Raw genomic sequence first — 23,489 nt, 5'->3', positions numbered from 1 at the left:
ACGGGCGCCGCTCGGGTTCTCAAGTCCTGGGAAGCCGGAAACCGATGGCGCCGCTCGTTAACTTGGGGGCATGACCATCGGAGTCACGCTCCCGTCGGGCGACACCGGCGCCGCGCCGAACCTCGTCGACGAGCTCGTCGCGCAGACCAGGCAAGCCGCGGACGCCGGGCTCAAGTCCGTCTGGTTTTCGCAGCTGCCCCTCAGCCAGGACGCCATCACGGTCGCCGCCGTTGCCGGGCGGGAAAACCCCGGCATCGAGGTCGGGACGTCCGTCGTGCCGACCTATCCGCGGCACCCGCTGCTCGTCGCCAGTGCCGCGCAGACCGCGCAAGCCGCGACCGGGGGCCGGTTCACGCTCGGGATCGGGCTCGGCTCGAAGGGCTTCCTCGGGCCCGTCTACGGCGTCGACTACCCGCCGCCCATCCGGCACCTGCGCGAGTACCTGACCGTCTTGAACCGGGTTTTCGCCGGGGAAGCCGTCGACTTCGAGGGCGAGACCGTCACGGCGAAGGTGCCCGGACCGTCCACTGTGGGCGGTGACGTCCCCGTCATCGTCGCCGCCATGGGGCCGCAGGCGCTGCGGGTCACCGCGGAGCTGGCCGACGGGACGCTGCCGTTCCTCGCCGGGCCGAGAGCGCTTTCCGAGCGGATCGTGCCGGTCATGGCCGGCAAGCGGATCCTCGCCGCCGTCCCGGCCATCGTCACGAACGAGCCCGACGCCGTCCGGGCGAAAGCCGTCGAGCAGATGGGGTTCTACTCCCGGATCCCGTCGTACCGGCGGATCCTCGAAGCCGAAGGCGTCGACCACCCGGCGGACCTGGCGGTCATCGGTGACGAAACCACCGTGCTCAAGGGCCTGCGGCGCTACTACGACGCCGGCGCGACCGACGTCCTCGTCTCCCAGACCGGCATCCGGTCGAGCGAGGAACGCCGCCGGACCTGGGAGGTCATCAGCTCAATCGGTTCGTGAGGGTCGCCGTCACCGACATCTCCTCGAGGTCCAGTTCGCGCAGCACCTTCTGCAGCACGTCGTCGTCGAGGCGGCCGGCGCGGTTCTCTTCGATCATCGCCTTGCGCTGGACGATCAGGAGCTCCCGGCGGGCCTTCGCGAACTGGGCCTGCGGGGTGCCGGGGCGGTCCTCGCCCGACAGCTTGATCGTGGCTTCGGCGAACCGGTAGCGCGTCTCCACCAGGCGTTCCAGCCGTTCCTTGAGCCCCTGGACCTTCTCGGGCGGCAGGTCCAGCGACGCGAGCCGCTCGCGGCTGATCTCGCGCAGCCGGTCGTGCGCCGCCTTCTTCGCGACCTCCCGCGCGGCCAGCTCTTCGGCTTCGTCCCGGGAAGCCTCCGACGGGTCCTGCACCTTCAGCACCCGGATCAGCGGCGGCAACGTCAGCCCCTGGATCAGCACCGTCCCGATCGCCACGGCGAACGCGAACAGCTGGATCTCTTCGCGTCCCGGTGTGCCGGCGGGGACACCGGCCGCCGCGGCCAGCGTCACGACGCCGCGCATGCCCGTCCACGACAGCACCGCCAGCGACCGCCACGACGGGGCCGCCCGCCCGCGGCCGAACAGCCGCATCGCCCGCGGCAGGTACGCGAAGACGAACACCGCCGGGATCCGCACCAGCATCGTCACCAGCAGGACGACCACCGCGACGAGCGCGAGCGTCCCGTTGTCGCGGGCCGCGTGCTGGGCGCCGTCGAGCACGAACGGCAGCTGCAGCCCCATCAGCGCGAACACCAGTGCCTCGAGCATGACGTCGATGGAGGCCCACACGGACCTGTCCTGCATGCGCGTCGCGGGCGACGCGTACAGCGAGCGCGCCCCGAGGTAGAGGCCGGCCGCGACGACTGCCAGGACGCCCGACCCGCTGAACTCCTCGCCGAACGGGTGGAGGTGCTCCGCGGTGACGTACGCGCCGAACGGCACGATGATCCCGAACGCCGACTCCATCAGCGGGTCGTCGAGCAGGCGGCGGACCAGCACGACGGCCGCGCCGATCGCCAGGCCGACCGCGATGCCGAGCACGGTCGCGACGCCGAACACGGCGAACCCGTGCCCGGCCGACCCCGCGGTGCCCGCGACGGCGGCGAGCGCGACCTTGTAGAGCGTCAGCGCGGCGGCGTCGTTGACGAGGCTTTCCCCGGTCAGCACGGTCATCAGCCGCCGCGGCAGCCCGAGCTTGCGCCCGATCGCCACCGCCGTCACCGCGTCCGGCGGCGCCACCACCGCGCCGAGGACCAGCGCCGAGGCGAAGGGCACGTCCGGCAGCAGCAGGTGCACGACGACCGCGACGACCACCGCCGTCACCGCGACCAGCACCACGCCCAGCGCGACGATCGGCCGCAGGCTGTTCTTGAAGTGCGTCAGCGAGCTTTCCAGTGACGTCGAGTAGAGCAGCGGCGGCAGCACGACGGTGAGCACCAGCTCGGGTTCCAGCTCGAACCGCGGCACGCCGGGGATCAGCGCGACCCCGAGCGCGACGACCACCACCAGCAACGGCGCGGACAGGTTGTAGCGCCGGGCGACCGCCGTCAGCGCCAGCGAGCCGGCGAGCACGCCCATGAGCGTCAGGATCTCCACCCGCGCGATCTTTCCGCAGGTAGACGACACACGCTCGGCTTCCGCTGAGTGGAAGTGACCTGGATTACGTCGTACCCCCTGTGCATACTTGTGCGCACTACGCACACTTGTGCGGAAGACGTGCACCGACGCACATCCGGAGGTTCTTCCATGTCCCCTGGCACTCGCTCCTGGGTCGTGCCCCTGGCCTGGACCGCCGTCCTGCTCGACGGGTTCGACCTGGTCGTGCTCGGCACCGTGCTGCCCGTGCTCCTGCGTGACCACGTCTGGGGCCTGACGCCCGGCACGGCGTCGGTCGTCTCGACGGTCGGGCTCGCCGGGATGATGCTGGGCGGGCTGGCGATCGGCACGATCACCGACGTCATCGGCCGCCGGAAGTCGCTGATCATCTCGGTCGCGTTGTTCTCGCTGTGCACGCTGTTGTGCGCGTTCTCGCCGTCGACGGTCGTCTTCGGCCTGCTGCGGTTCGTCGCCGGGCTCGGCCTCGGCGGCTGCCTGCCGACGGCGATCACGCTCGTCACGGAGTACGCGCGCAGCGGCAAGTCCGGCAGCGCGACGACGACCGTGATGACCGGCTACCACGTCGGCGCGGTGCTGACGGCGCTGCTCGGCATCGCGCTGATCGCGCCGCTGGGCTGGCGCGCGATGTTCGTCGCCGGGGCGATCCCGGCGGTGGTGCTGATCCCGCTGATGCTCAGGTTCCTGCCGGAGTCCGAGACGTTCGAGCGCGTCCGCGAGACCGAGCGCTCGGCCGGCCACGCGGTAGCGGGCCTGTTCCGCGGCGGCCTGCTGCGCGCGACGGTCGCGTTCTGGGTGACGTCGTTCATGGGCCTGCTGCTGGTCTACGGGCTCAACACCTGGCTGCCGGAGATCATGCGGCAGGCCGGGTACCCGCTCGGCGCGGCGCTGAGCCTGCTGCTGACGCTGAACGTCGGCGGCATCGCCGGGCTGCTGGTGGCGGGGCGCGTGGCCGACCGCGTCGGCATCCGGCCGTCAGCGATCGGCTGGTTCTGCGCGGGCGCGGTGTTCCTCGCGCTGCTGAGCGTCAAGCTGCCGGCCGTCGGGCTGTACGCGGCGGTGTTCCTGACCGGCTGCTTCGTGTTCAGCGCGCAGGTGCTGGTGTACGCGTACATCGGCCGCGTCTACCCGGACGCGATCCGCGCGACCGGCCTCGGCTGGTCCGCGGGCATCGGCCGGATCGGCGCGATCTCGGGCCCGCTCCTCGGCGGCGCCCTGCTGACGGCCGGAATCGCCTACCCCTGGGGCTTCTACGCGTTCGCCGGCGTCGGCGCGCTGGGCGCGGCGGCCGTGACGGTGGTCCGTCCCGGCCGCCGCTCCCCGGCGGCGCAGAGCACGCCGGACGTCAGCCGAGTTCCTTGAGCTCCTGCTCCACCGCGGCCAGCTCGGCGGCCGAGCCCTGGACCTTCGGGCCCGTGAACCACTTGCGGGCCGAAAGCGCCCACCACAGGGCCGCGCCGCCGAGCACCACCAGGAACGCGATCGGCGTGTAGTTGAACGAATCCACCGTCACCGGTGACACCTGCGGCAGCATGAACAGGACGAAGATCAGCACGACCCACACCGTCGCGACGATGCCGACCGGCTTGCCCCAGCGGCCCAGCGTCCACGGCCCGGGCTCGAACGAGTCGCCGCGGCGGACGCGCAGGAACACCGGGATCACGTACGCCACGTAGAGCCCGACGACGGCGATCGACGTCACCGCCGCGTAGGCCGTCGCGCTCCACAGGTACGGCAGGGCCAGGATCAGCGCGCCGCCCGCCGCCAGCCACACGGCGTTGGTCGGCGTCTGCGTGCGCTTGTTGATCTTGTGCCAGATGCCCGACCCCGGGATGGCGCCGTCGCGCGCGAACGCGTAGATCATCCGCGAGTTCGCCGTCACCGAAGCCATGCCGCAGAACAGCTGCGCGCCGATGCAGATCAGCAGCAGGAACTTGCCGGTGACCGCGCCCGTCGCGTCGATGAAGATCTGCGCGGGCGGCACGCCGGTGGCGGAGTTGACGGCGCCGTCGTAGTCCTGGATGGCGAACGTCAGGCCGATCAGCAGGATCCAGCCCGCGACGAGCGAGACGACGATCGACATGACGATGCCGCGCGGGCCCGCCTTCGCCGCGCTCTTCGTCTCCTCGGTCATGTGCGCCGAAGCGTCGTAGCCGGTCAGCGTGTACTGGGCCACCAGCAGACCCAGGGCGAACACGTAGAACGTCGAGCCCCAGCCGGTCTGGTTCACGAAGCTGCCGAAGACGAACGACGCGTCCTGGTGCTTGGCCGGCACGAAGATCAGCACGCCGACGATCACCAGCACGCCGACGAGGTGCCACCACACGCTGACGTTGTTGAGGATCGCCACGATCCGGACGCCGAACGTGTTCAGCAGGCCGTGCACCACGAGGATGATCGCGAGCAGCAGGATCGTGTGCCCCGGCGTCGCGGCGAAGCCCCACTGCAGGTCGAGGAACGCGTTGAGGAACAGCGCCGCGCCGAAGTCGATGCCCGCGGTGACGGCGATCTGCCCGATCAGGTTGAACCAGCCGGTGAACCACGACCAGGCGGGGCCGGACCGGCCCGGCGCCAGCTTCGCCGCCCAGTAGTAGAGGCCGCCCGCGGTCGGGTAGCTCGAGCAGACCTCGGCCATGCCGAGGCCGACCAGGATGACGAACACCCCGACGAGCGGCCAGCCCCAGATCATCGCGGCCGGCCCGCCGGTCTTCATGCCGAAGCCGTAGAGCGTCAGGCAGCCGGAGAGGATCGAGATGATCGTGAACGAGACGGCGAAGTTGGAGAACGCCGACATCGTCCGTTTCAGCTCCTGCGCGTACCCCAGCTGGTGCAGGCGCGCGCTGTCGTCGTCGGCGTGGTCGGGGGTGGTCTGCTGGTCGGAAACGTCCATCGGGCACCTCTTGAAAGGTATGCGGCCAGACCATTGAATTCGCCGAAAGTAGCCCCGGTCCCCGAGGGTGTCAAGACCTCGTCAAATACTCGTCCAGCCGCCGGAGCAGGGGCCCGCCACCTCGGTGGTCGTTCGAGACGAGGGTCGCGGTCAGACCGGTCGAGGGTTCGTGCGTGCTCCGGAACGCGACGCCGTGGTCGCCGCCCGCCAGCCGCACCACGCCCGGCCGGGGCAGCCAGAAGCCGAGGCCGTAACGCTCGCCGCGCAGCATCCGCGTGACCCACTCGCGCGGCACGATCCGGCCGTCGAACAGGGCGGGCCAGAACTTCCGGAAGTCCGGCGCCGTGCTGTAGATCCCGCCGTCGCCGTGGCCCACCACGGGCAGGCCGAACACGTTGGTGCGGCCGTCTTCCAGGTACCCGGTGGCGGTCCGGCCCGGCAGGGCGTCGGACCGGTGGAACGCCGTGTCGGTCATCCCCGCGGGCTCGGTCACGCGGGTCCGGACGAGGTCGGCGAAAGGTATGCCCGCGACCCGTTCGGCGATCAGGCCGAGGACGACGAACGCGCCGTTGTTGTAGTGGAACCGCTCGCCGGGCGGGAACCGCTGCGGGAACCCGTCGAGGGCGGCCAGGTAGTCGGCCGACGTGACGAGCCAGGGCGGGTTCTCTGGCGGGTTTTCGTCGTCGCAGTAGTCGCCGATGCCGGACGTGTGCGTCAGCAGGTGCTCGACGGTCACGCGGTCGTCGATCAGCGGCAGGTCGTTGCCGAGGACGTCACGCGCTCGGGTCGTCAGCTCGAGGTGCCCGTCGGCGATCAGCCCCACGACGACCAGCGCCGTGAACCCCTTGGTGCCGCTGGCGATCGCGAAGCGGGTGTCGAGCGTGTTCTCGACGCCGTAGCCGAGGTGCGCGTACCCGGACGCTTCGGCGAGCAGCGTCTCCTCGCCGCGGTTGACCAGCACCACACCGGAGAAATCCACGAGGGACGCCTTCATGGACCAAGCGTCCACGAAGGTGCCCCTCGTGACCAGCGGTTTTAGCGGCCCAGGAAGGCGTGCAGCGACTCCAGCGCGGTGTCGGCCTGGTCGGCGAAGAAGCCGTCGACGCCGGCCTTGAAGAACGCGGCCTCCTCGGTGAACACGTCACCGTAGGCGTCCGGCTCGGCGGACGAGCGCAGGTTGGCCGGCAGGAACGGGTTCTCGTTCCGGAACGTGTACGGCTGGACCTTCAGGCCCACCTTGTGCGCGTCGGCCACCAGCGCGGTCGGCGTGCCCAGGTTGTCGCTCGCGTCCCGCGGGATGACCTGGCCCTTGTCCGGCCCGAGGTACTTCGCGTACTTCGCCACGTCGCGAAGGCCCTTCGGCGAGACGATGTCCGCGTACGTCCGCGGGTCGCCCTTCGCGACGAAGTCCGCCGGAGCGCCCGAAGCCGACGTCAGCTGCAGCAGCGGCGTCCGGATCTGCTTGTGCAGGTCGATCAGGTTCGACACCTCGAACGACTGGATGATCGCCGGCGCGTCCGGCCGGTCGAGGCCGTTGCGCTTGAGGATCGACACCAGCTTCGGCTCGGCCGGGTTGCCGATCGACTGGAAGAACGTCGAGTGCTTGACCTCGGGGTAGGTGCCGAGCGTCCGGTGCAGCTCCTTGCCGAGCCGCTTGGTCAGGTCGAGCACCTCCTGGAAGGAGGCGATCTGGTAGCGGCCGTTGTACAGCGTGTTGTGCGGCCGGTTCGCCGGGATCCGCTCGACCGCGCGCAGCGTCTTCAGCTCCGCGAGCGTGAAGTCCTGGGTGAACCAGCCGGTCGTCGGGACGCCGTCGATCACCAGGGTCTTCTTGCGGTTCGCGAACTCGGGGTGCTTCGCGACGTCCGTGGTGCCGCCGATCTCCGGCTCGTGCCGGGCGACGAGCTGGCCGTCCTTGGTCGGCACGAGGTCGACGTCGACCCAGTCCACGCCCATCCGGTAGGCGAGTTCGTAGGAGGCGAGGGTGTGCTCCGGCCGGTACCCGGGCGCGCCGCGGTGTCCGATGATCACGGGGTCATCGTGGCCCCGCCCGTGCGCGGCCGCATCGGCGGACCCCCCGCTCTCGGCGGCGCTCGCGGACCCGACGGCCAGTCCGGTGACACTCAGCAACGCCAGTCCGGCGAGTGCCAGCACGCCGACACGGTTGCGCTTCATCTGGTGACCTCTTTTCACACGGGGTGCCCCTGATCTACTCGCGCCACCCTCGATGTCGCAAGCGTCCGAAGTGCGTACCTGGACGAACCGGGCGGTAAACGCCGCGTGGACTCCTGCTCACCCGGGCTGCCGGGGGACGGCGACGCGCGAGGGATCGCGCGACGGCCGACTGCGCCGCGACGCCGGGCCTTCCCGTCGGCGCCCCACGGCGACCTGCCGCCGGTGCCGGCCCAGGACCGAGCCGCGCGCGTTTCGCTCCGCGCATCCCCGCTCCGCCACCCCTCCATCCCGGTGAACGGCGCGTGGACTCCTGCTCACCCGGGGTGCCGGGGGACGGCGAAATGTCCGGCGCGGATCCGTGCGGATACGCTGTGCGGCGTGCGCGTACTGGTAATCGGGTCCGGCGCCCGTGAGCATGCACTCGTCCTCGCGGCGTCCGGCGACCCCGCGGTCACCGCGCTGGCCTGCGCTCCCGGCAACGCCGGGACGGCCGCCGTGGCCGAGCAGCCCGGGGTGGACGCGGCCGATCCGGAAGCCGTCGCGGCTCTCGCGAAGAGCTGGCAGGCCGACCTGGTGGTGATCGGGCCCGAGGTCCCGCTCGTCGCCGGGGTCGCCGACGCCGTCCGCAAGACGGGCATCGCCTGCTTCGGCCCGTCGGCCGCGGCCGCCCGCATCGAAGGCTCGAAGGCGTTCGCCAAGGACGTCATGGCGGCGGCGAACGTGCCGACGGCGCGCAGCGAGGTGGTCGACAACCCGGCCCGCCTCGACGCCGCGCTCGGCCGCTTCGGCCCGACCTGGGTGGTCAAGGACGACGGCCTCGCCGCCGGCAAGGGCGTCGTCGTCACGACCGACTACGACGTCGCCCGCAAGCACGCGATCATGCTGCTCGACGGCGGCCACCCGGTCCTCCTGGAGTCCTTTTTGGACGGTCCGGAGGCGTCGCTGTTCTGCTTCGTCGACGGCAACACGGTCGTCCCCCTGCTGCCGGCCCAGGACTTCAAGCGCGTCGGCGACGACGACGCGGGCCCGAACACCGGCGGCATGGGCGCGTACGCCCCGCTGCCCTGGGCCCCCGAAAACCTCGTCGACGAGCTGGTCGAGAAGGTCGTCCAGCCGGTCGCCGACGAGCTGGTCAACCGCGGCGCGTCGTTCTCCGGCCTGCTCTACGCCGGGCTCGCGCTGACGTCCGAAGGCCCGCAGGTCATCGAGTTCAACTGCCGCTTCGGCGACCCGGAGACGCAGGTCGTCCTGGCGCTGCTGCGCACCCCGATCGCCGGGCTGATGCACGCCACCGCCACCGGCAAGCTCGCCGAGCACCCGCCGCTGGAGTGGTCCGGCGGGGCCGCGGTCACCGTCGTGATCGCCGCCGACGGCTACCCGGGCAAGCCGCGCACCGGCGACGTCATCGGCGGTGCCGAGCTGGAGGGCGTCCTGCACGCCGGCACCCGCCGCCGCGACGACGGCGCGGTCGTCTCCTCCGGCGGCCGTGTGCTGTCGGTCGTCGGCACCGGCAAGACGCTCAAGTCGGCGCGCAAACACGCGTACGAGACCGTCGAGAAGGTCCACCTCGCGGGCTCGCACCACCGCACGGACATCGCCCTGAAGGCGGCGAACGGCGAGATCAGCGCTCCGGGGGCGAAACAACGCGCCTGACCGGGAACCGGCGGGGGACGAAGTTCGTCCAATCTCAGCCTGCTGTCACACCCGGGTTGGTAGCCTTCGACGGGAGTCGGCCGGTCACTGTCCGTATGACGTCAGGGGAGAGCATGTCAGGACCTTCGTACGACCTGAGCTCGGCGGTTCCCGTGGCGCCGGCCGCCGCGGACGTCCTGGTCCACCCGGACAAGCTCCTCGACGTCGCCCGGATCGTCGAAGAGCAGGCCAACGCCCTCGAAGACCAGCTGCTGACGAAGCTCGGGCAGCTGCGGATCGACTCGCCGTCCGCCGACGTGATCAGCACCCAGTCGGTCGCCGCCTGGAACTCCCTCATCGCCGACGGCGACCGGTCCTACGCGGGCCAGGTCCGCGAGTACGTCGCCGGCCTGAAGCGCCTGGTCTCGCAGCTGCGGGACGCCGCCAAGGACTACAAGGTCAGCGACGAGGAGAAGGCGGCGGTGTTCGGTGACCGCGGCAAGCACGGTGCGTAGCCGGAGGCTGCGGATCACCGGGGGCGTGCTGGCGACGGCGGCGCTCGCCGGGTGCTCGCCGGGTACCGACGGCACCCCCTACCCGGTCGAGACGGCCGCGACGGCGGCGTCGCAGAGCGCCAAGGCGGCCCAGCTGCCGCAGCGCCCGGCCGAGCTGACCCTGCAGGGTGTCAACCTGTGCGAAGTGTTCCCGCAGGTGCAGCTCGACGCCCTGAAGATCACCAGCGCGCCGCGGGAAGCCCCGCCCGAAGACGGGCCGACGTGCGTGTTCGACGCCGACGGCGCGGAGCCGGTGCACGCCTACCACGTGCGCGCGGTTCCGGCGGACCTCGAGGAGTGGATCACCGGGGCCCGCAAGAAGAACAGCATGACCACCGAGCCGAAGACCATCGGCGGTTACCCGGCGCTGACGAACTACCGCGCGGCCGGCGATCCGGCCGACTGCGAAACGCTCGTCGGCGTCGCGAGGGGCCAGACGCTGGCCGTCCAGACCTTCGCCATCACCCGCGGCAAGCTCACGCAGCCGCAGCTGTGCGAGATGTCGGCGCACGCCGCCGACATCGCGGTGCAGACCCTGAAAGCACGCAACTAGGGAGGGCGCGTGGAATTCTCCGAGCTCGCGGCCGGGATCCAGAACCACCGCTTCGACGGCTGGACCAACACCGCGATCGCCGACCAGATCACCCGGATGATCACCGGCGACGGCACCGGCAGCATCGGCACGGCCGTCGACGCGCTGAAGGCCGTCGCGACCGCCCTCGCCCACACCGACCAGACGTTGCGCGCGCAGCTGCTGAAGCTCGGCGTCGAATGGCAGAGCCAGGCCGGCGGCGCGGCCAGCCAGGTGCTCACCGAGCAGGCCGGGTTCTCCCAGGACGCCACCACGAAGGTCGCGCACGCCGCCGAGATGGTGTTCGAGCAGGGCGAGTCCTTCAACCGCACCAAGTACAAGCTCCCGGACGCCGAGACGGTCCGGAAGGGCGCGGGCGGCTACACCCTCGGCGACGGCCTGCTGCTGAGCCTCATCGGCTTCGAGACCGACCACGCGCGTCAGGTCGAGGCCGCGAACAACGCCAAGGAGCAGGCGAAGCAGGCCCTGAACGAGTACGCGCAGGAGAGCGGCGGAAACCTGCTCTCGACGCAGTCCCTGTCCGACCCCGAGTCGCTGAAGCTGGCCGCCCCGGGCGTCACGCCGGGCGGGCTGGACGTCGCGGGCGCGGCCGTCGCGGTGACGCCGGACGGCAGCGTGCGGCCGGCGTCGGACAAGGTCCGCTCGGTGCACGTCGACCCGCCGGTGGTGCAGCCGGTCTCGCACACGGTCCACGCCGACCCGCCGACCCCGGTGTACGGCGTCGCGGCGCAGCAGCCGTCCCGGCCCGTCGCGCAGCCGCCGCGCCAGACCGGCGCGGGCACGGCGCCCACCCAGCAGACGACACCCAGCTCGTCGACCAGCCCGGCCGGTGTGCGCCCGCCGGCGGCCACCCCCGGCCCCGGCTGGGTCAACGCCCCGGGGCGCGGCACGTCCTCCGGCGACTCCACGCACTTCTCGCCCGGCCTGGCCGTCGGCGGGGGCGGTGAGCAGTTCGTCCCGCCGGGTGCGCCCGGCGCGCTGCCGCCGGGATCGTCGCCGGGCTCGTCGCCGTCGACGGCGCCGATCAAGTCACTGGGCGGCGGGAGCGCGTCCGGCGGCTCGACCGACGCTGCCCTGGGCCGCGGCCCGGACGGGCTGCTGGCGAAGGGCCGCACGGTCGGCTCGATCCCGCAGGCCCCGATCGCGCCCGGCCAGTTCAGCGGCGAACGCGCGTTCACGGCGAAGCCGGGCGTGACGCCGGGCGAGCTGGGTGCGGGCGCGGCCGCGGTCGGCGCGGGCGCGGCCGGTGGCGCGCTGAGCGGCGACAAGGACCGCCAGCGGCGGGAGAAGAACCAGGCGAAGGGCCCGGTGCGGCCCCTGCCGGTCGGCGAGCTGCCCGAGGAAGAGGCGACCGCGCTGCGGAAGTCGGAGCAGATCAGCCCGAAGCAGGATCGCGGGGCCACGAAGTTCCTGTCCGAGGCGGCGCCCCAGGAGGACGACGCCGAGCACATCCGCCGCTTCGGCGTCGACGACCAGGACCTGTTCGCCGACCAGCGGATGGTTTCGCCCGACGTGATCGGTGACCACGGCGGGGATGTGCGCTGACCGTGTCGCTGGTGCTGTCCGCGCTCGAGTTCGACGTGCTCTGGGAGTCGTTCGGACTGCCCCGCCGGCACGTCGCGCTCGACGTGCCGAGCGAGGGAACCACCCGGGCCGAGCGGTCGAAGCTGGTGGAGTCGGCCTGGGCGTCGCTGAGCGAGCGGCGCCTGGCCCGCAACCGCCGGGTCTCGGGCGAGGTGGCGGACCTGCTGCACCTGCTGGCCCGCCCGCAGTTCGGCATCGACGTGTGGGTGTGGGCGGAACGCGAGATCCGCGGCCGCGCGGTGAGCGTCCGCAGCCAGGCGGTGCTGGCGGTGGTGGACCACGGCGAAGTCTGGCTGATCCCGGCCACGGAAGACGGCCTCCCGGAGGCGGCGGTCTCAGTGGCGGGCGACCTGGGCCCGGGCATCGGCCAGACGGTGAGCATCCCGTACGACGTCTTGCGATCGGCCGACGAGTCCGCGCGCGGAGATGCGAAAGCCCTGGTCACGGCGCTGGAGGACCGGGGCGTGGAGCTGTTCCACGCCCAGGAGCTGTCGGGCATGCTGCTGGGTCAGGAGGCGCGCGGCCAGTTCGGCGCGGAGCGCGTCGGCCGCGACGGTGTGGTCCACCGCGCGGGCCGCGTGGTGGCGTTCTTCGACACGGACGCGGGCCGCTACCTGTTCCAGGTGATCCCCGACCGCGACGGCCGCGAGTGGGCCACGATCACCCCGGCGGACAACGCCCTGCTGGCGACGCGGATCCGCGAGCTGATGGCGGAGGCCTGAGCCCCGCCGGGTGGAAGTTGGCCGGGATCCGTACGCGCGGACCGCGTGAAGTCATAAAGTAAGCGCGGGAACCGTCCTGGTCATCGTGACGTCTGATCGGGCGGACGCAAGTTGGCGAAGGGGATGACGAACCGTGCCTGTCTACGACACCGACTCGATGGCCATCGCGGCCGGCCAGGTGGAGAAGCTGAAGGACGAGTTCGAAAAGTCCAAGCAGAAGGTCACCGGCATGGACCACGAGAAAGAAAGCCCTTTCGGCGGGATGGACGCCACCGGCGAGGCGCATGGTGCGGTCGGCAAGTTCAAGGACGGCGTGCACAGCCAGTTCGACGCCGCCGGCAAGCACATGGAGGCACTGGGGTTCGCCATGCGCAAGGCCGCCGGGCTGATCACCGAAACCGACCAGGTCGGTGCGAGCGACCTGACGCTGCACGTCGACAAGTGAACTGAGCAGGGGGCACCAGAGTGGGATTGAACCCGGGCGGCGCCGGAACGCCGGACAATTGGGAAGCCTTCATGCAGAAGGTGAACCAGGTCGAAAAGGTCGATCTGGCCAAAATCACCGCGGCGGCGAGGCAGTTCCACGAGGCGGGCAAGAACGCGGGTGATCACAACGCGTCGCTGAAGTCGTCGACGGAGGCGCTCAAGAGCGGGGTGTGGGCGGGTCCGGCCGCCGACCAGTTCTTCGCGTACGTCCAGCAGGTCGGGGACGCCGGGGCGAAGGTGCAGACCCACCTCGAGGACGTCGGCAAGGACCTCGACGACCTCGCGTCGACCCTCGAACAGATCAAGAAGAACGTCGGCGACAAGCAGCTGGCCGCCGAGAAGGCCGTCAACGACCGCAACCAGCAGGCCCAAGCCGCGATGGACGCGGCCAAGAACGCGGCAGCGGAGCACGAAAAGGATCCGAACAAGCCCGCGCCCAGTCCCACCGAGGCGGAGATCCTCGCCAAGGCGAAGACCGACATCCACGACATCACCGCGGGCTTCGACGGTGACGTGACGGGCCTGCAGACCCAGGCCGACACCGCGATCAAGGCGTCACAGACGCTGATGTCCCAGCAGATCGAGGGCGGCTACGACCAGGTGCCGCTCCCGAGCAGCTCCGCTTCCGCGCCGAAGAGCACCGGCGGCATCCACAGCAGCGGCGCCTCCCACCACGGCGGTGGTGGCGGGGGCGGCGGCGGCCTCGGCCCGAGCGGTGGCCCGCCCTCCTCGCCGCCCCCGGGGAACGTGCAGCAGTGGATCCAGGAGGCCATCAAGGAGCTCCAGGCCGCGGGCGTGCCGGTGACCGACGCCGACATCAAGAACATCTGGGCGATCATCCAGCACGAGTCCGGCGGCAACCCGAACGCCATCAACAACTGGGACTCGAACGCGGCCGCGGGGCACCCGTCCAAGGGGCTCATGCAGTGCATCGACTCGACGTTCAACGCCCACAAGCTGCCCGGGCACGACAACATCTACAACCCGGTCGACAACATCATCGCCGGGGTCCGGTACTCGATCGACCGGTACGGCGGCCTCGCCAACGTGCCCGGCATCAAGGCCATGGCCCACGGCGGTGCCTACCAGGGGTACTGAACCCGGGGGCAACTAGCCTGGCCGCATGGTCGACCTCGGAGCCTTCGCCGGGCCCGCGCTGCGGGCCGGCGTGCCGCCCTTCCACGTCATGGACGTCCTCTCCGCTGCGGGAGCCCGGCAGCGCAGCCACGGCGATCTCGTGTCGCTCGCGGCCGGGCAGCCGTCCGCGCCCGCGCCCGAACCCGTGCTCGAGGCCGCCGCGAAAGCGCTGCGAGACGGCACGCTCGGCTACACCGAGCAGCTCGGCGTTCCCGAGCTGCGCGCGGCCGTCGCCGGGCACTACCAGCGGAAATACCGCCTCGACGTCGCCGCGCAGGACGTCGTCATGACCACCGGGTCCTCCGGCGGGTTCCTGCTCGCCTTCCTCAGCGCGTTCGACCCCGGCGCCAAGGTCGCGATGGCCCGGCCCGGCTACCCCGCCTACCGCAACCTGCTGTCCGTCCTCGGCTGCGAGGTCGTCGAGTTCGCCACCACCGCCGAGACGAACTTCCAGCCGACCGTCGCGCTGCTCGACGAGCTCGGCCCGATCGACGGCCTGATCGTCGCCAGCCCGAGCAACCCCACCGGCACCGTGCTGCCGCCCGGGGAGCTCGCCGCGATCACCGGCTGGTGCGCGTCGCACGGCGTGCAGCTGATCAGCGACGAGATCTACCACGGCATCTCCTACGGCGCCGAGCTCGACTGCGCGTGGCAGTTTGGGCGCGAACCGCTGGTCCTCGGCAGCTTCTCGAAGTACTTCGCGATGACCGGCTGGCGGCTCGGCTGGATGCTCGTGCCGCAGCGGCTGCACCGCGCGGTCGACGTCCTGACCGGCAACTTCACCATCTGCCCGCCCGCGGTCTCGCAGTACGCGGCGCTCGCCGCCTTCACACCGGAGTCGTACGCGGAGGCCGACGCGCACGTCGAGCGGTACCGCGCCAACCGCGACCGGCTCTTCGCCGGGCTCAAGGGCATCGGGCTCGACAAGCTCGCCCCCGCCGACGGCGCCTTCTACGCGTACGCCGACGTCAGCGCGTACACCGAAGACAGCCTGAGCTGGTGCCAGCGGCTGCTCGCCGACACCGGGCTCGCCATCACACCCGGCGTCGACTTCGACCCGGTCGACGGCGGCAAGTACGTCCGGTTCTCCTTCGCCGGCAGCGCCGAGGACATCGACGAAGGCGTCCGCCGCCTGGGCTCCTGGCTCGGCCAGGGGGAACCCTGATTCATCCCTGAACGTTGGCTCGACGAGGGGAGTTTCCCCGGCGGAGGTGCCAGAGTGGAGGCATCGGCCGGAGGGGCCACGGGAGCAATCGGAGGAGCCATGTTCTGGAAGATCGTCGGCGGCCTGATCGTCGCCTGGGTGGCGTTCATGGTGCTGGGCGCCGTGATCGGCTTCGTGTTCAAGGCCGTCCTGTGGATCGCCATCATCGGCGGAATCGCGTTCCTCGGTGCGGCCGGCTACCGCGCGATCAGCGGCGGCCGGAAGGACCCGCGGCGCATCAACCGTTACTGAGCCCGGCCCGGGATCCGCGCCACGCCGCACAAGGACGTCCAGTTGACGGGCGTCAGCGGCGTCAGGCGCGGTCCGTCCGGCCACCACCGGTGCGGCACCGTCAACCCGGGCTCGAGCAGGTCGAGGCCGTCGAAGAACGACGCGATCTCGGCTCGCGTGCGGTAGCTCGTGTCGAGCCCGGTGCCGCTGAACCGTTCCTGCAACGACGTCGCGACGCCGGCGGCTTCGGAACCGTCGGCCGGGTTGTGCTGGTGCAGCAGGACCAGGTACGAACCCGGCGCCATCGCGTCGACGTACGCCTTGACCACCCGCCGCGCCCGCTCCAGATCCGTGATGTGGTGGACGATCGCGCACAGCACGAGCCCGACCGGCCGCTCGAAGTCGAGGTACCGGCCCACGTCGGCCAGGGTTTCGGCCGGCTTCAGCAGGTCGTTGCCCGCGATGTGCGTGAAGTCGTTGTCGACCAGTACGGCCCGGCCGTGCGCCTGCACGACCGGGTCGTTGTCGACGTAGACGACGTGCGCCTCGGGGTTGTACTTCTGCGCCACCTGGTGGGTGTTCTCCACCGTCGGGAAGCCCGAGCCGAGGTCGAGGAACTGGTCGACGCCGAGCCGTTCGGTGAGGTACCGGACGGCCCGCACGAGCCACTGCCGCACTTCCCGCGTCATCGCCGGCGACTCCGGGGCGATCTCCAGGATCTCCCGCAGCACCGCCCGGTCGGCCTCGTAGTTGTCCTGCCCGCCCATCAGCGCGTCGAAGACGCGGGCGATGCTCGGCCGGTCGAAGTCGACGCGGGCCGACGGTCGTTCGCTCGTCGTCATGGCGGCCTACCGGGTGTCGGGTCCGTGCAGCCTAGGCCAAGCCGGATCACCACCGGTAGCCGGACGTGCGGTCCGGGTGAACTCAGTCGAGCCAGGCGCGGGCCGCGTCGGTGCCGTTCCACACCTGGGCCTTGAGCCCCACCGCGCGCGCTCCGTCCACATTGGACGGACGGTCGTCGAAGAACAGGCAGTCCGCCGGCTCCGCGCCCAGCTCGTCGAGCAGCAGGCGGAAGATCTTCGCGTCCGGCTTGACGCACCGGACGTCGCCGGAGAAGAGCGTCACGCGGAAGTGCCGCGCCCAGTCCTGCGCGCGGGCCCATTCGGCGAACGGGACCGGGGCGTTGGAGAGCAGCGCCAGCGACGCGCCCGCTTCGGAAAGGGCTTCGAGCAGGTCCAGTGAGGACGGCTCCAGGTGTCCCCAGCCGTCGATGTCGACCTGGGTCAGCCGGGCCGACAGCTCTTCGCCGACCGGCACGCCCAGCGCGTCGCCGAGCGTCTGCCAGTACTCGAGCGGGGTGCTGCCGGCGTCGTAGGAAAGCCGGTACTCCCAGTAGACCTTCTCGAACTCCGGCAGCGGCGCGCCCATCAGCGCGGCCATCTCCGGGCGGGCGAGGCTGGGCTTGCTCAGCACGTCGCCGTAGTCGAACACGATCCAGTTCACGGTGCCCCCAGTTGCGTTCACGCGCCGGTCTTGATCCGGCGCAAGGCTTCTTCGACGTCGGCCGCGCTCAGGTCCCGGTGCGTGACGAACCGGACCTGCCCGGCCATCGGCACGGCCTGGATCCCGAGCGAGCCGAGCCAGCGCAGCGCGGTCGGGATGTCGGGCACGGCGGCGAGCACGATGTTGGTGTCCGGGTCGTTCGTCGGCCAGCCGTGCTCGGTCAGGCCCTCGGCGAGCCGGCGCGCGTTCTCGTGCGACTCGGCCAGCTCGGGGACGCGGTCGAGCGCGACCAGGCAGGCCGCGGCGAGGATGCCGCCCTGCCGGACGCCGCCGCCGAGCATCTGCCGCATCCGGCGGGCCCGTTCGACGAACTCGGCGCTGCCCGCGACGACCGAGCCGACCGGCGCGCCGAGGCCCTTGCTGAAGCAGGCCGACACGCTGTCGACGCCGACGGTCAGCGCGGCCGGCGGCACCTCGAGGGCGACGGCGGCGTGCCAGAGCCGGGCGCCGTCGAGGTGCACGGTCAGGCCGGCCTCCTTCGCGACGGACAGCAGCTGGGCGTGCTCGTCGGGCGGGGTCACCGCGCCGCCGGCCGCGTTGTGCGTGTTCTCCAGGCACAGCAGCCGTGTCCGTAAAGTGAAGTATGGCCCGGGTTGTCCGATCGCGGCCGCGAGGGCGTCGGGAGACGGACGGCCCGGGCCGCCGTCGTGCTCGAGGGGGTCCGGCATACCGCCGGCCAGCCACGCGGCCGAGCCCAGCTCGTTGACCAGCACGTGCGCGCCGCGCGGGGCGAGGAACCGGTCGCCGCGGCTCAGGTGCAGGCTCAGCGCGACGAGGTTGGCCATGGTCCCGCTCGGCACCCACAGCGCGGCCGGCATGCCCAGGACGTGCGCGGCGCGTTCCTCCAGGGCTTGGACCGTCGGGTCGCGCTCGAGGACGTTGTCCCCGACCTCCGCGGACGCCATCGCCGCGCGCATGACGTCGTCCGGACGGGTGACGGTGTCGGAGCGGAAGTCCAGCGGCGCCAGCGTGAAGGTCACGGGCCGATCACATCACACCCACCTCGCGGGGATCAATGAGCCCCGGAGTGGTGGGACCTGCTCGGTCCGTGCAACCGTGGACGCCCCTGATTCCGTCTTACCGGCCGGACGACAACAGAGCGGAGCACGACTGCGCGTGGACCAGCGCGACGAGGAGGAGTTCGCGGAGTACTTCGCCGCCAGGCGGGACGCCGTGCGCCGGACCGCGTACATGCTCTGCGGGGACTGGCACCGGGCGGACGACCTCGCGCAGACGGCGTTCGTCGCGCTGCACCGGAGGTGGAAGAAGATCAGGGATCCCGCGGCGACCGACGCGTACGTCCGCAAGACGCTCGTCCGGGCGTCGATCGACGAATCGCGGCGTCCGTGGCGGCGTGAATGGCAGACCGAGACGCTGCCCGAGCCGGTGAACGACTCGCCCGGCCTCGACGACCTCGTCGCGACCAGGGAAGACCTGCTCGCGGCGCTGAAGGAAGTGCCGCCGCGGCAGCGTGCGGTGCTGGTCCTGCGGTTCTTCGAAGGACTGGACGTGACCAGTGCGGCGAAGGAGCTGGGCTGCAGCGAAGGCAACGTGAAGAGCCAGACCGCGCGCGGGCTGGCGAACCTCAAGCAGGTGCTGGAACGGGAGGTGGAGACCAATGGATGAGCAGGAACTGCGCTCGTTGTTCTCCGCCGCGCCCGGCGACGCGCCCTCGCCGACCTTCACGCAGGACGACGTCGTCCGCGAATCCCGTCGCCAGACCGTGCGCCGGCGCAACCGGATCACCACCGGGGTGAGCGCCGCGGCCTTGGTGGTCGTCGGGTTCGGCGCTTACGGGCTGCTGTCCGGGGGTACTCCCGCATCGATGACGTCCGCGAGCGACGGCGCCCTGTCGTCGCAATCCGGGCCGGGGTCGGGGCAACCCGGCATGACCCCGGCACGTCCTGAGATCGGTGGGGAGTCACCGAACTTCTCGTCCGAACCACCTCGGCAGGGAGGTGACCAGGGCGGGAAGACCGGCCCTCTGGCCGAAGGCGCCTCCGGGTGCGAACAGGTGGACGGGGAGCTCGCCATTGCCCTCGCTGGCGAGCTCCCCGCCCACGTCGCCGTTGCCCAGGCTGTCCCTGGCGGCGCCTGTTCGACGGCGGCGCGCTCCGCCGGGTTCCCGGTTCCGGGCGGCGAGGTGTCCGCGGCCGTGTACCCGAAGGGCATCCCCGTGGTCTTCAAGTCCCAGCCGGCCGGCACGGTCACGGCCCGGGTGGCCACCGCGTCCGGCGGCTCGTTGGTGCTGGTCAGCGTGCCCGCGGCCGGGACGACGGCGCCGTATGCGGGTCAGGTCGAGCAGTTCGCGCACGATCTCGCGCCCCGCTTCTGAGCCCGGGTCCGCCCGGTTGGCAGAATGACCGGTCATGACCGCTGCGACCACCCCGAAAGGGGAACGACGGCGCGCCGCGCTCGTCGAGGCCGCCGCGGAGCTGCTCGTCGAGGGCGGGTTCGACGCCGTTCGCCACCGCGCGGTGGCCGAGCGCGCGGGTCTGCCGCTCGCCTCGACGACGTACTACTTCGACTCCCTGGACGAGCTGGTCACCGCGGCCGTCGAGCACCACGGGCACGTGGAGCTGGAGACCGGCCGGCGCCGGCTGGAGGAGCTGGCGACCCGCAACCGCGGTGTCCAGGCGACCGTCGAGCTGGTGCTCGAGATGCTGCTGGGCCCGGAGACGGACGATCCGGAGGCCGACGCGGAGGCCGTGCTGCTGCGGTACGAACGGCTGGTCGCAACCGGCCGCCGGCCGTACCTGCGGCCGTTGATGCGGACGCTGTCGGCCCAGCTCAACGAGCTGCTGACGGAGATCTTCGCCCGCTCGGGCACGCCGGTGGCCGAGGCCGAGCTGGAACGGCTGGTGGCGCTGGTCGACGGCGCGGTCGTCAACGCCCTCATCGCGATCGACCCGGAACCGCGTGCGGCGGCGGCCCGGATGTTGCAGAACGCCCTCGACGGTTCCTAGCTACTGTCGCCGACGTGGACCTGAACCTGCTGACCGCGCTGGACGCGTTGCTGGAGGAGAACTCCGTGCAGGCGGCGGCCGACCGGCTGCACCTGACCCCGCCCGCGATGAGCCGCACGCTCGCGCGCATCCGGGCCACGACCGGCGACGACATCCTGGTGCGCACCGGCCGGACGATGACCCCGACCCCGCGGGCGCTGGCGATGCGCGACGAGGTCCGGACACTGGTGGCGCGGGCCAACCGGGTCCTGGCGCCGGCCCGCACGGTCGACCCGGCCACGCTGCGGCGCACGTTCACGGTCCAGGGTCACGACGCGCTGCTCGCGGCGTTGTTCCCCGCCCTGCTGCGCACAGCGTCGGCCGAGGCGCCGGGCATCGGCCTGCGGTTGCTCGCGGAGGCTCCGGTGGACACGCCCGACCTGGCGCGCGGGCACGTCGACCTGGAGGTCGGGGCGACCGTGCCGGCCACCCCCGAGATCAGCCACGACGTCGTCGGCGAGGACCGCCTGGTGCTGGTGAGCCGGGCCGGACTCGAGCTGGCCGTCGAGGAGTTCGCCGCGGCCGAGCACGTGATCGTCTCGCGGCGCGGCCGGCTGCGCGACGGGGTCGACAAAGCGCTGGCCGAGCTGGGGTTGCGCCGCCGGGTCGTGGCGGCGCTCCCGACGGCGGCCTTGGCCCTGCAGGCGATCGCGCACAGCGACGTCGTGGGGGTGCTGCCGGAGCGGGCCACCGCCCAGGCCCGCGCCGACCTCGGGCTGGGCACGACGGAGGCGCCGCTCGACCTGCCGAGCCCGCAGGTGGTGCTGAGCTGGCACAGCCGCTACGACACCGACCCGGCGCACGCGTGGCTGCGCGACCACTGCCGGGCCGCGCTTTCCCAGGTCCTCGAGTCCGCCGCGACCTCGTCAGGGTAGGGCGACCAGCACTTCGCCGCGGGGGCCGTGCTCGGCGGCGTCCAGCATCGCCGCCGCGACCGTCGCGTGGCTGATCGTCGCCGGGAAGAGCCGGCGGGGCACCGCATCGATCGCGACTTCGCGGCGGGTCGGGCTGATCGGGCCGGCCTTCATCGGTCCCACGTGGACGACCGTCCCGCCCATGCCGAGGATCGCCGCGTCCGCGCCGACCTTGTCCGGCAGCTCGGCCTTGAGGAACCGTCCCAGCAGCGTCCGGGTCAGCCACCCGGCCGCCGGCGCCGACGGCCCGGTCCCCAGAGCCCCCACCGACACCGCACGCGACGGCGCGGCGGCCACCACCGCGCGCGCACCGGCGGTCAGCACGCCAGGCGGATCACCCTTCCGCAGGCCCAAGGCGTCGAGCACGATTTCGCTGCCCCGCAACGCTTCTGCGATCCCCGCGGCGTCGTGGACGTCGGCGGCGATCGAGGTCAGCCGGTCCCCGGTGGCCGACGCGCGACGGCTGATGGCCACCACGTCGTGCCCGCGGGAAAGCGCTTGCCGGACCAGCTCGCTGCCGACCGCGCCCGACGCGCCGAGCACCGCCACCCGGCTCATCGCAGCACCTCGAGCGCCGCGGCGTGCAGACCCGGTGCGGCGACGAGGATGTCGGAAGCGTTGACGTCCCAGGACGCGCCCGCGAGGTCCGTGACGACCGCGCCCGCCTCCTCGGCCAAGAGCGAACCGGACGCGCTGCCCGGCAGGTCGGGTTCGTACTGCCAGAACACGTCGTACTGCCCGGCCGCGACGCCCAGCAGCGGGAACACCGTCGGAATCGTGTTGCGCACCAGCAACGCCCGCGAAGCCATCGCCACGAACGCGCTCGCGAACCGTTCGTACACCGGCTCGTCGTTGCCGCCCTGGCTCGCCGTGACGGCCGCGGCCGCGAGGTCCGTCTTCGCCGAGACGCGCAGCCGTCGCCCGTTGAGGAAGGCGCCCTGTCCCCGGGCGGCCGTGTACGTCAGGTCGCCGACCGGCTGGCGGACGACCGTCAGCTCCGGGCGCCCGTCCGTGATCAGCGTGATCGTCACGCCCCACTCCGGCAGGCCGTGCACGAGGTTGACCGCGCCTTCGGTGCCGTCGACCACCCACCACCGCCCGGGTGGCACGACCCGGCCGGCCTCGTCTTCGTCCCACCAGCCCACGCCGGGGACGTCGTCGAGCGCCTCCCGCACGATCGCCGTCGAGGTCGCTTCGAGGCGGGTGCCGAGTTCGTACATCGCCGCGCGGTCCGCCGGGCGGCTCGCCGGGTCGTACTCGGCCAGCAGCGCCACTCCGGCCTTCTCGGCCGCCTGAACCATCACTGTCGTCAAGGTGTCCATGAAGCCATTACGGCACGGGAATCTCCCTGATTCAAATGCAATCTTGGCAATCGACGAGTTACCGCAGTGCACTTGTCAGGACTGGCGCTGGGCCTTCGCCAGGTCGTCGCGGGACTTGGTGACCAGGGCCAGCATCGCCTGCTCCGCCGCGGCCGGGTCGCCCGCGACGATCGCGTCGAAGACCTTCCGGTGACTCGGTACCGGGTCCTCCGCCGGCGAGGCCCCGTGCACCAGCTTGTCGCGCTCGGCCAGGCCGATCGCGATGACCCGCTCCATCCGCATCAGGAAGTTGTTGTGGGTGGCGGTCATCAGCCGCCGGTGGAAGGCCAGGTCGGCCTGGACGCTCGCCTCGGGGTCGCCGGCCGCCGCCATGTCCGACAGGGCCTCGCGCAGGGACTCGATGTCCTCTTCGGACGCTCGTTCGGCGGCGATCCGCGCCGCCGCCGGCTCGACGACCGCGCGGACCTCGGTGAGTTCGTCGAGCAGGCCGGGGTCGTCGGCGGCCGCGGTCTGCCAGCGCATGACGTCGGCGTCGAGCATGTTCCACTTCTCGCGCGGCTGGACGAACGTGCCGCGCTTCTGCCGCGCGTCGATCATCCCCTTCGCCGCCAGCACCTTCAGCGCCTCGCGCAGCGCGGTCAGGCTGATGTCGAGCTCCTCGCGCAGCGCGGGCAGGTCCAGGACGGTGCCCTCGCCCCACTCGTCGGAGAGGATCCGGCTGGCCAGTGCCTCCACGGTCTGGCCGTGCAACCCGCGTGGCCGGTGTTCGGTCAAGGGAGAGGCCTTTCAGCTGGCAGGTCGTGTCTGCGACATCCTACGCCGCTCCCGAAGTCGTCATAAATTATGAATACATCTTGACACCGGCGTCGCCCGGT

The 23,489-nt window shown here is 71.7% G+C and carries 25 protein-coding genes; 15 read left to right on the top strand and 10 right to left on the bottom strand.

From position 1 onward, the window contains the following. The first annotated feature begins 70 nt into the window (after window positions 1–70). The gene (locus ACWEN0_RS07445; protein ID WP_451969766.1) at window positions 71–970 is read left to right on the top strand and encodes a TIGR03564 family F420-dependent LLM class oxidoreductase; all 900 of its coding nucleotides are present in this window, start codon (window positions 71–73) and stop codon (window positions 968–970) included. Here the strand turns inward: ACWEN0_RS07445 and ACWEN0_RS07440 are convergent. Further along, window positions 951–2,585: a cation:proton antiporter gene (locus ACWEN0_RS07440; protein ID WP_451969764.1), complete on the bottom strand. Its 1,635-nt coding sequence runs from the start codon at window positions 2,583–2,585 to the stop codon at window positions 951–953. The genes ACWEN0_RS07445 and ACWEN0_RS07440 overlap by 20 nt on opposite strands. A gap of 150 nt (window positions 2,586–2,735) precedes the next feature. Between ACWEN0_RS07440 and ACWEN0_RS07435 the strand changes: the two genes are divergently transcribed. Then, window positions 2,736–3,965, top strand: a complete 1,230-nt coding sequence (locus ACWEN0_RS07435; protein ID WP_451969763.1) for an MFS transporter — start codon at window positions 2,736–2,738, stop codon at window positions 3,963–3,965. On the opposite strand, the gene ACWEN0_RS07430 is transcribed toward ACWEN0_RS07435, so the two are convergent. The 3 genes from ACWEN0_RS07430 to ACWEN0_RS07420 all read right to left on the bottom strand — a co-directional run bounded on the left by ACWEN0_RS07430 (window position 3,949) and on the right by ACWEN0_RS07420 (window position 7,668). Beyond that, window positions 3,949–5,493, bottom strand: a complete 1,545-nt coding sequence (locus tag ACWEN0_RS07430; RefSeq protein ID WP_451969761.1) for an amino acid permease — start codon at window positions 5,491–5,493, stop codon at window positions 3,949–3,951. The genes ACWEN0_RS07435 and ACWEN0_RS07430 overlap by 17 nt on opposite strands. Window positions 5,494–5,563: 70 nt before the next feature. After that, window positions 5,564–6,487 carry a serine hydrolase domain-containing protein gene (locus tag ACWEN0_RS07425; protein WP_451969759.1) on the bottom strand — a complete coding sequence of 308 codons (924 nt, stop codon included), beginning with the start codon at window positions 6,485–6,487 and terminating at the stop codon, window positions 5,564–5,566. Between the two features lie 41 nt (window positions 6,488–6,528). Beyond that, complete coding sequence (locus ACWEN0_RS07420; protein ID WP_451969757.1) at window positions 6,529–7,668, bottom strand: glycerophosphodiester phosphodiesterase; 1,140 nt, start codon at window positions 7,666–7,668, stop codon at window positions 6,529–6,531. 378 nt (window positions 7,669–8,046) lie between these two features. On the opposite strand from ACWEN0_RS07420, the gene purD reads away from it, so the two are divergent. The 9 genes from purD to ACWEN0_RS07375 all read left to right on the top strand — a co-directional run bounded on the left by purD (window position 8,047) and on the right by ACWEN0_RS07375 (window position 15,831). Further along, entirely contained in the window at window positions 8,047–9,321 is a 1,275-nt protein-coding gene (gene purD, locus ACWEN0_RS07415; protein WP_451969755.1) for a phosphoribosylamine--glycine ligase, read from the top strand. A 113-nt stretch (window positions 9,322–9,434) separates the two neighbouring features. Further along, a complete protein-coding gene (locus tag ACWEN0_RS07410) occupies window positions 9,435–9,815 on the top strand; it encodes a hypothetical protein (RefSeq protein ID WP_451969754.1) in 381 nt (126 codons plus the stop codon). Window positions 9,816–9,840: 25 nt separating this feature from the next. Continuing rightward, a complete protein-coding gene (locus ACWEN0_RS07405) occupies window positions 9,841–10,407 on the top strand; it encodes a DUF3558 domain-containing protein (RefSeq protein WP_451969909.1) in 567 nt (188 codons plus the stop codon). Window positions 10,408–10,416: 9 nt separating this feature from the next. Further along, on the top strand, window positions 10,417–11,991 hold the full coding sequence (locus ACWEN0_RS07400; protein WP_451969752.1) for a hypothetical protein: 1,575 nt from the start codon (window positions 10,417–10,419) through the stop codon (window positions 11,989–11,991). Window positions 11,992–11,993: 2 nt separating this feature from the next. Then, the gene (locus ACWEN0_RS07395; protein ID WP_451969751.1) at window positions 11,994–12,752 is read left to right on the top strand and encodes an ESX secretion-associated protein EspG; all 759 of its coding nucleotides are present in this window, start codon (window positions 11,994–11,996) and stop codon (window positions 12,750–12,752) included. Window positions 12,753–12,885: 133 nt separating this feature from the next. After that, complete coding sequence (locus ACWEN0_RS07390; RefSeq protein ID WP_451969749.1) at window positions 12,886–13,197, top strand: hypothetical protein; 312 nt, start codon at window positions 12,886–12,888, stop codon at window positions 13,195–13,197. Between the two features lie 71 nt (window positions 13,198–13,268). Then, on the top strand, window positions 13,269–14,336 hold the full coding sequence (locus ACWEN0_RS07385) for a transglycosylase SLT domain-containing protein (RefSeq protein ID WP_451969748.1): 1,068 nt from the start codon (window positions 13,269–13,271) through the stop codon (window positions 14,334–14,336). 25 nt (window positions 14,337–14,361) lie between these two features. Continuing rightward, the gene (locus ACWEN0_RS07380) at window positions 14,362–15,540 is read left to right on the top strand and encodes a pyridoxal phosphate-dependent aminotransferase (RefSeq protein ID WP_451969746.1); all 1,179 of its coding nucleotides are present in this window, start codon (window positions 14,362–14,364) and stop codon (window positions 15,538–15,540) included. Window positions 15,541–15,639: 99 nt separating this feature from the next. Next, a complete protein-coding gene (locus ACWEN0_RS07375) occupies window positions 15,640–15,831 on the top strand; it encodes a hypothetical protein (RefSeq protein WP_451969744.1) in 192 nt (63 codons plus the stop codon). Here the strand turns inward: ACWEN0_RS07375 and ACWEN0_RS07370 are convergent. The 3 genes from ACWEN0_RS07370 to ACWEN0_RS07360 form a co-directional block, all read right to left on the bottom strand. Continuing rightward, window positions 15,825–16,652, bottom strand: coding sequence for an SAM-dependent methyltransferase (locus ACWEN0_RS07370; RefSeq protein ID WP_451969743.1), 828 nt, complete (start codon window positions 16,650–16,652; stop codon window positions 15,825–15,827). The two genes, ACWEN0_RS07375 and ACWEN0_RS07370, sit on opposite strands and share 7 nt — an antisense overlap. An 82-nt stretch (window positions 16,653–16,734) precedes the next feature. After that, the gene (locus tag ACWEN0_RS07365) at window positions 16,735–17,313 is read right to left on the bottom strand and encodes an HAD family hydrolase (protein WP_451969907.1); all 579 of its coding nucleotides are present in this window, start codon (window positions 17,311–17,313) and stop codon (window positions 16,735–16,737) included. Between the two features lie 17 nt (window positions 17,314–17,330). Beyond that, a complete protein-coding gene (locus tag ACWEN0_RS07360) occupies window positions 17,331–18,353 on the bottom strand; it encodes a threonine aldolase family protein (RefSeq protein WP_451969741.1) in 1,023 nt (340 codons plus the stop codon). A gap of 136 nt (window positions 18,354–18,489) precedes the next feature. Between ACWEN0_RS07360 and ACWEN0_RS07355 the strand changes: the two genes are divergently transcribed. Genes ACWEN0_RS07355 through ACWEN0_RS07340 form a run of 4 tightly spaced genes read left to right on the top strand, consistent with a single transcriptional unit; the run spans window position 18,490 to window position 21,253 of the window. Beyond that, window positions 18,490–18,999: a SigE family RNA polymerase sigma factor gene (locus ACWEN0_RS07355; protein WP_451969740.1), complete on the top strand. Its 510-nt coding sequence runs from the start codon at window positions 18,490–18,492 to the stop codon at window positions 18,997–18,999. Beyond that, window positions 18,992–19,708, top strand: coding sequence for a hypothetical protein (locus tag ACWEN0_RS07350; protein ID WP_451969739.1), 717 nt, complete (start codon window positions 18,992–18,994; stop codon window positions 19,706–19,708). The genes ACWEN0_RS07355 and ACWEN0_RS07350 overlap by 8 nt, the downstream gene beginning before the upstream one ends. A gap of 34 nt (window positions 19,709–19,742) precedes the next feature. Beyond that, the gene (locus ACWEN0_RS07345; RefSeq protein WP_451969737.1) at window positions 19,743–20,339 is read left to right on the top strand and encodes a TetR/AcrR family transcriptional regulator; all 597 of its coding nucleotides are present in this window, start codon (window positions 19,743–19,745) and stop codon (window positions 20,337–20,339) included. A 14-nt stretch (window positions 20,340–20,353) separates the two neighbouring features. After that, a complete protein-coding gene (locus ACWEN0_RS07340; RefSeq protein ID WP_451969736.1) occupies window positions 20,354–21,253 on the top strand; it encodes a LysR family transcriptional regulator in 900 nt (299 codons plus the stop codon). Here the strand turns inward: ACWEN0_RS07340 and ACWEN0_RS07335 are convergent. The 3 genes from ACWEN0_RS07335 to ACWEN0_RS07325 all read right to left on the bottom strand — a co-directional run bounded on the left by ACWEN0_RS07335 (window position 21,245) and on the right by ACWEN0_RS07325 (window position 23,388). Then, window positions 21,245–21,850, bottom strand: a complete 606-nt coding sequence (locus tag ACWEN0_RS07335) for an NAD(P)-dependent oxidoreductase (RefSeq protein WP_451969734.1) — start codon at window positions 21,848–21,850, stop codon at window positions 21,245–21,247. The two genes, ACWEN0_RS07340 and ACWEN0_RS07335, sit on opposite strands and share 9 nt — an antisense overlap. Next, complete coding sequence (locus ACWEN0_RS07330; RefSeq protein ID WP_451969732.1) at window positions 21,847–22,614, bottom strand: inositol monophosphatase family protein; 768 nt, start codon at window positions 22,612–22,614, stop codon at window positions 21,847–21,849. Before ACWEN0_RS07330 ends, ACWEN0_RS07335 begins: the two co-directional genes overlap by 4 nt. A 75-nt stretch (window positions 22,615–22,689) precedes the next feature. Continuing rightward, complete coding sequence (locus ACWEN0_RS07325; protein WP_451969730.1) at window positions 22,690–23,388, bottom strand: FadR/GntR family transcriptional regulator; 699 nt, start codon at window positions 23,386–23,388, stop codon at window positions 22,690–22,692. Between the last annotated feature and the right edge of the window lie 101 nt (window positions 23,389–23,489).

Source organism: Amycolatopsis sp. NPDC004378 (assembly GCF_053602455.1).
The sequence above is the reverse complement of the archived record's forward strand: the minus strand, read 5'-3'. Positions and strand labels throughout refer to the sequence as shown.

What these genes read in the sequence shown, in the direction of transcription:
- ACWEN0_RS07445 (WP_451969766.1), top strand. Translation starts at nt 71, where the DNA reads ATGACCATCGGAGTCACGCTCCCGTCGGGCGACACCGGCGCCGCGCCG.
- ACWEN0_RS07435 (WP_451969763.1), top strand. Translation starts at nt 2,736, where the DNA reads ATGTCCCCTGGCACTCGCTCCTGGGTCGTGCCCCTGGCCTGGACCGCC.
- ACWEN0_RS07430 (WP_451969761.1), bottom strand. Translation starts at nt 5,493, where the DNA reads ATGGACGTTTCCGACCAGCAGACCACCCCCGACCACGCCGACGACGAC.
- ACWEN0_RS07425 (WP_451969759.1), bottom strand. Translation starts at nt 6,487, where the DNA reads ATGAAGGCGTCCCTCGTGGATTTCTCCGGTGTGGTGCTGGTCAACCGC.
- ACWEN0_RS07420 (WP_451969757.1), bottom strand. Translation starts at nt 7,668, where the DNA reads ATGAAGCGCAACCGTGTCGGCGTGCTGGCACTCGCCGGACTGGCGTTG.
- ACWEN0_RS07410 (WP_451969754.1), top strand. Translation starts at nt 9,435, where the DNA reads ATGTCAGGACCTTCGTACGACCTGAGCTCGGCGGTTCCCGTGGCGCCG.
- ACWEN0_RS07385 (WP_451969748.1), top strand. Translation starts at nt 13,269, where the DNA reads ATGCAGAAGGTGAACCAGGTCGAAAAGGTCGATCTGGCCAAAATCACC.
- ACWEN0_RS07380 (WP_451969746.1), top strand. Translation starts at nt 14,362, where the DNA reads ATGGTCGACCTCGGAGCCTTCGCCGGGCCCGCGCTGCGGGCCGGCGTG.
- ACWEN0_RS07375 (WP_451969744.1), top strand. Translation starts at nt 15,640, where the DNA reads ATGTTCTGGAAGATCGTCGGCGGCCTGATCGTCGCCTGGGTGGCGTTC.
- ACWEN0_RS07370 (WP_451969743.1), bottom strand. Translation starts at nt 16,652, where the DNA reads ATGACGACGAGCGAACGACCGTCGGCCCGCGTCGACTTCGACCGGCCG.
- ACWEN0_RS07350 (WP_451969739.1), top strand. Translation starts at nt 18,992, where the DNA reads ATGGATGAGCAGGAACTGCGCTCGTTGTTCTCCGCCGCGCCCGGCGAC.
- ACWEN0_RS07345 (WP_451969737.1), top strand. Translation starts at nt 19,743, where the DNA reads ATGACCGCTGCGACCACCCCGAAAGGGGAACGACGGCGCGCCGCGCTC.
- ACWEN0_RS07335 (WP_451969734.1), bottom strand. Translation starts at nt 21,850, where the DNA reads ATGAGCCGGGTGGCGGTGCTCGGCGCGTCGGGCGCGGTCGGCAGCGAG.
- ACWEN0_RS07330 (WP_451969732.1), bottom strand. Translation starts at nt 22,614, where the DNA reads ATGGACACCTTGACGACAGTGATGGTTCAGGCGGCCGAGAAGGCCGGA.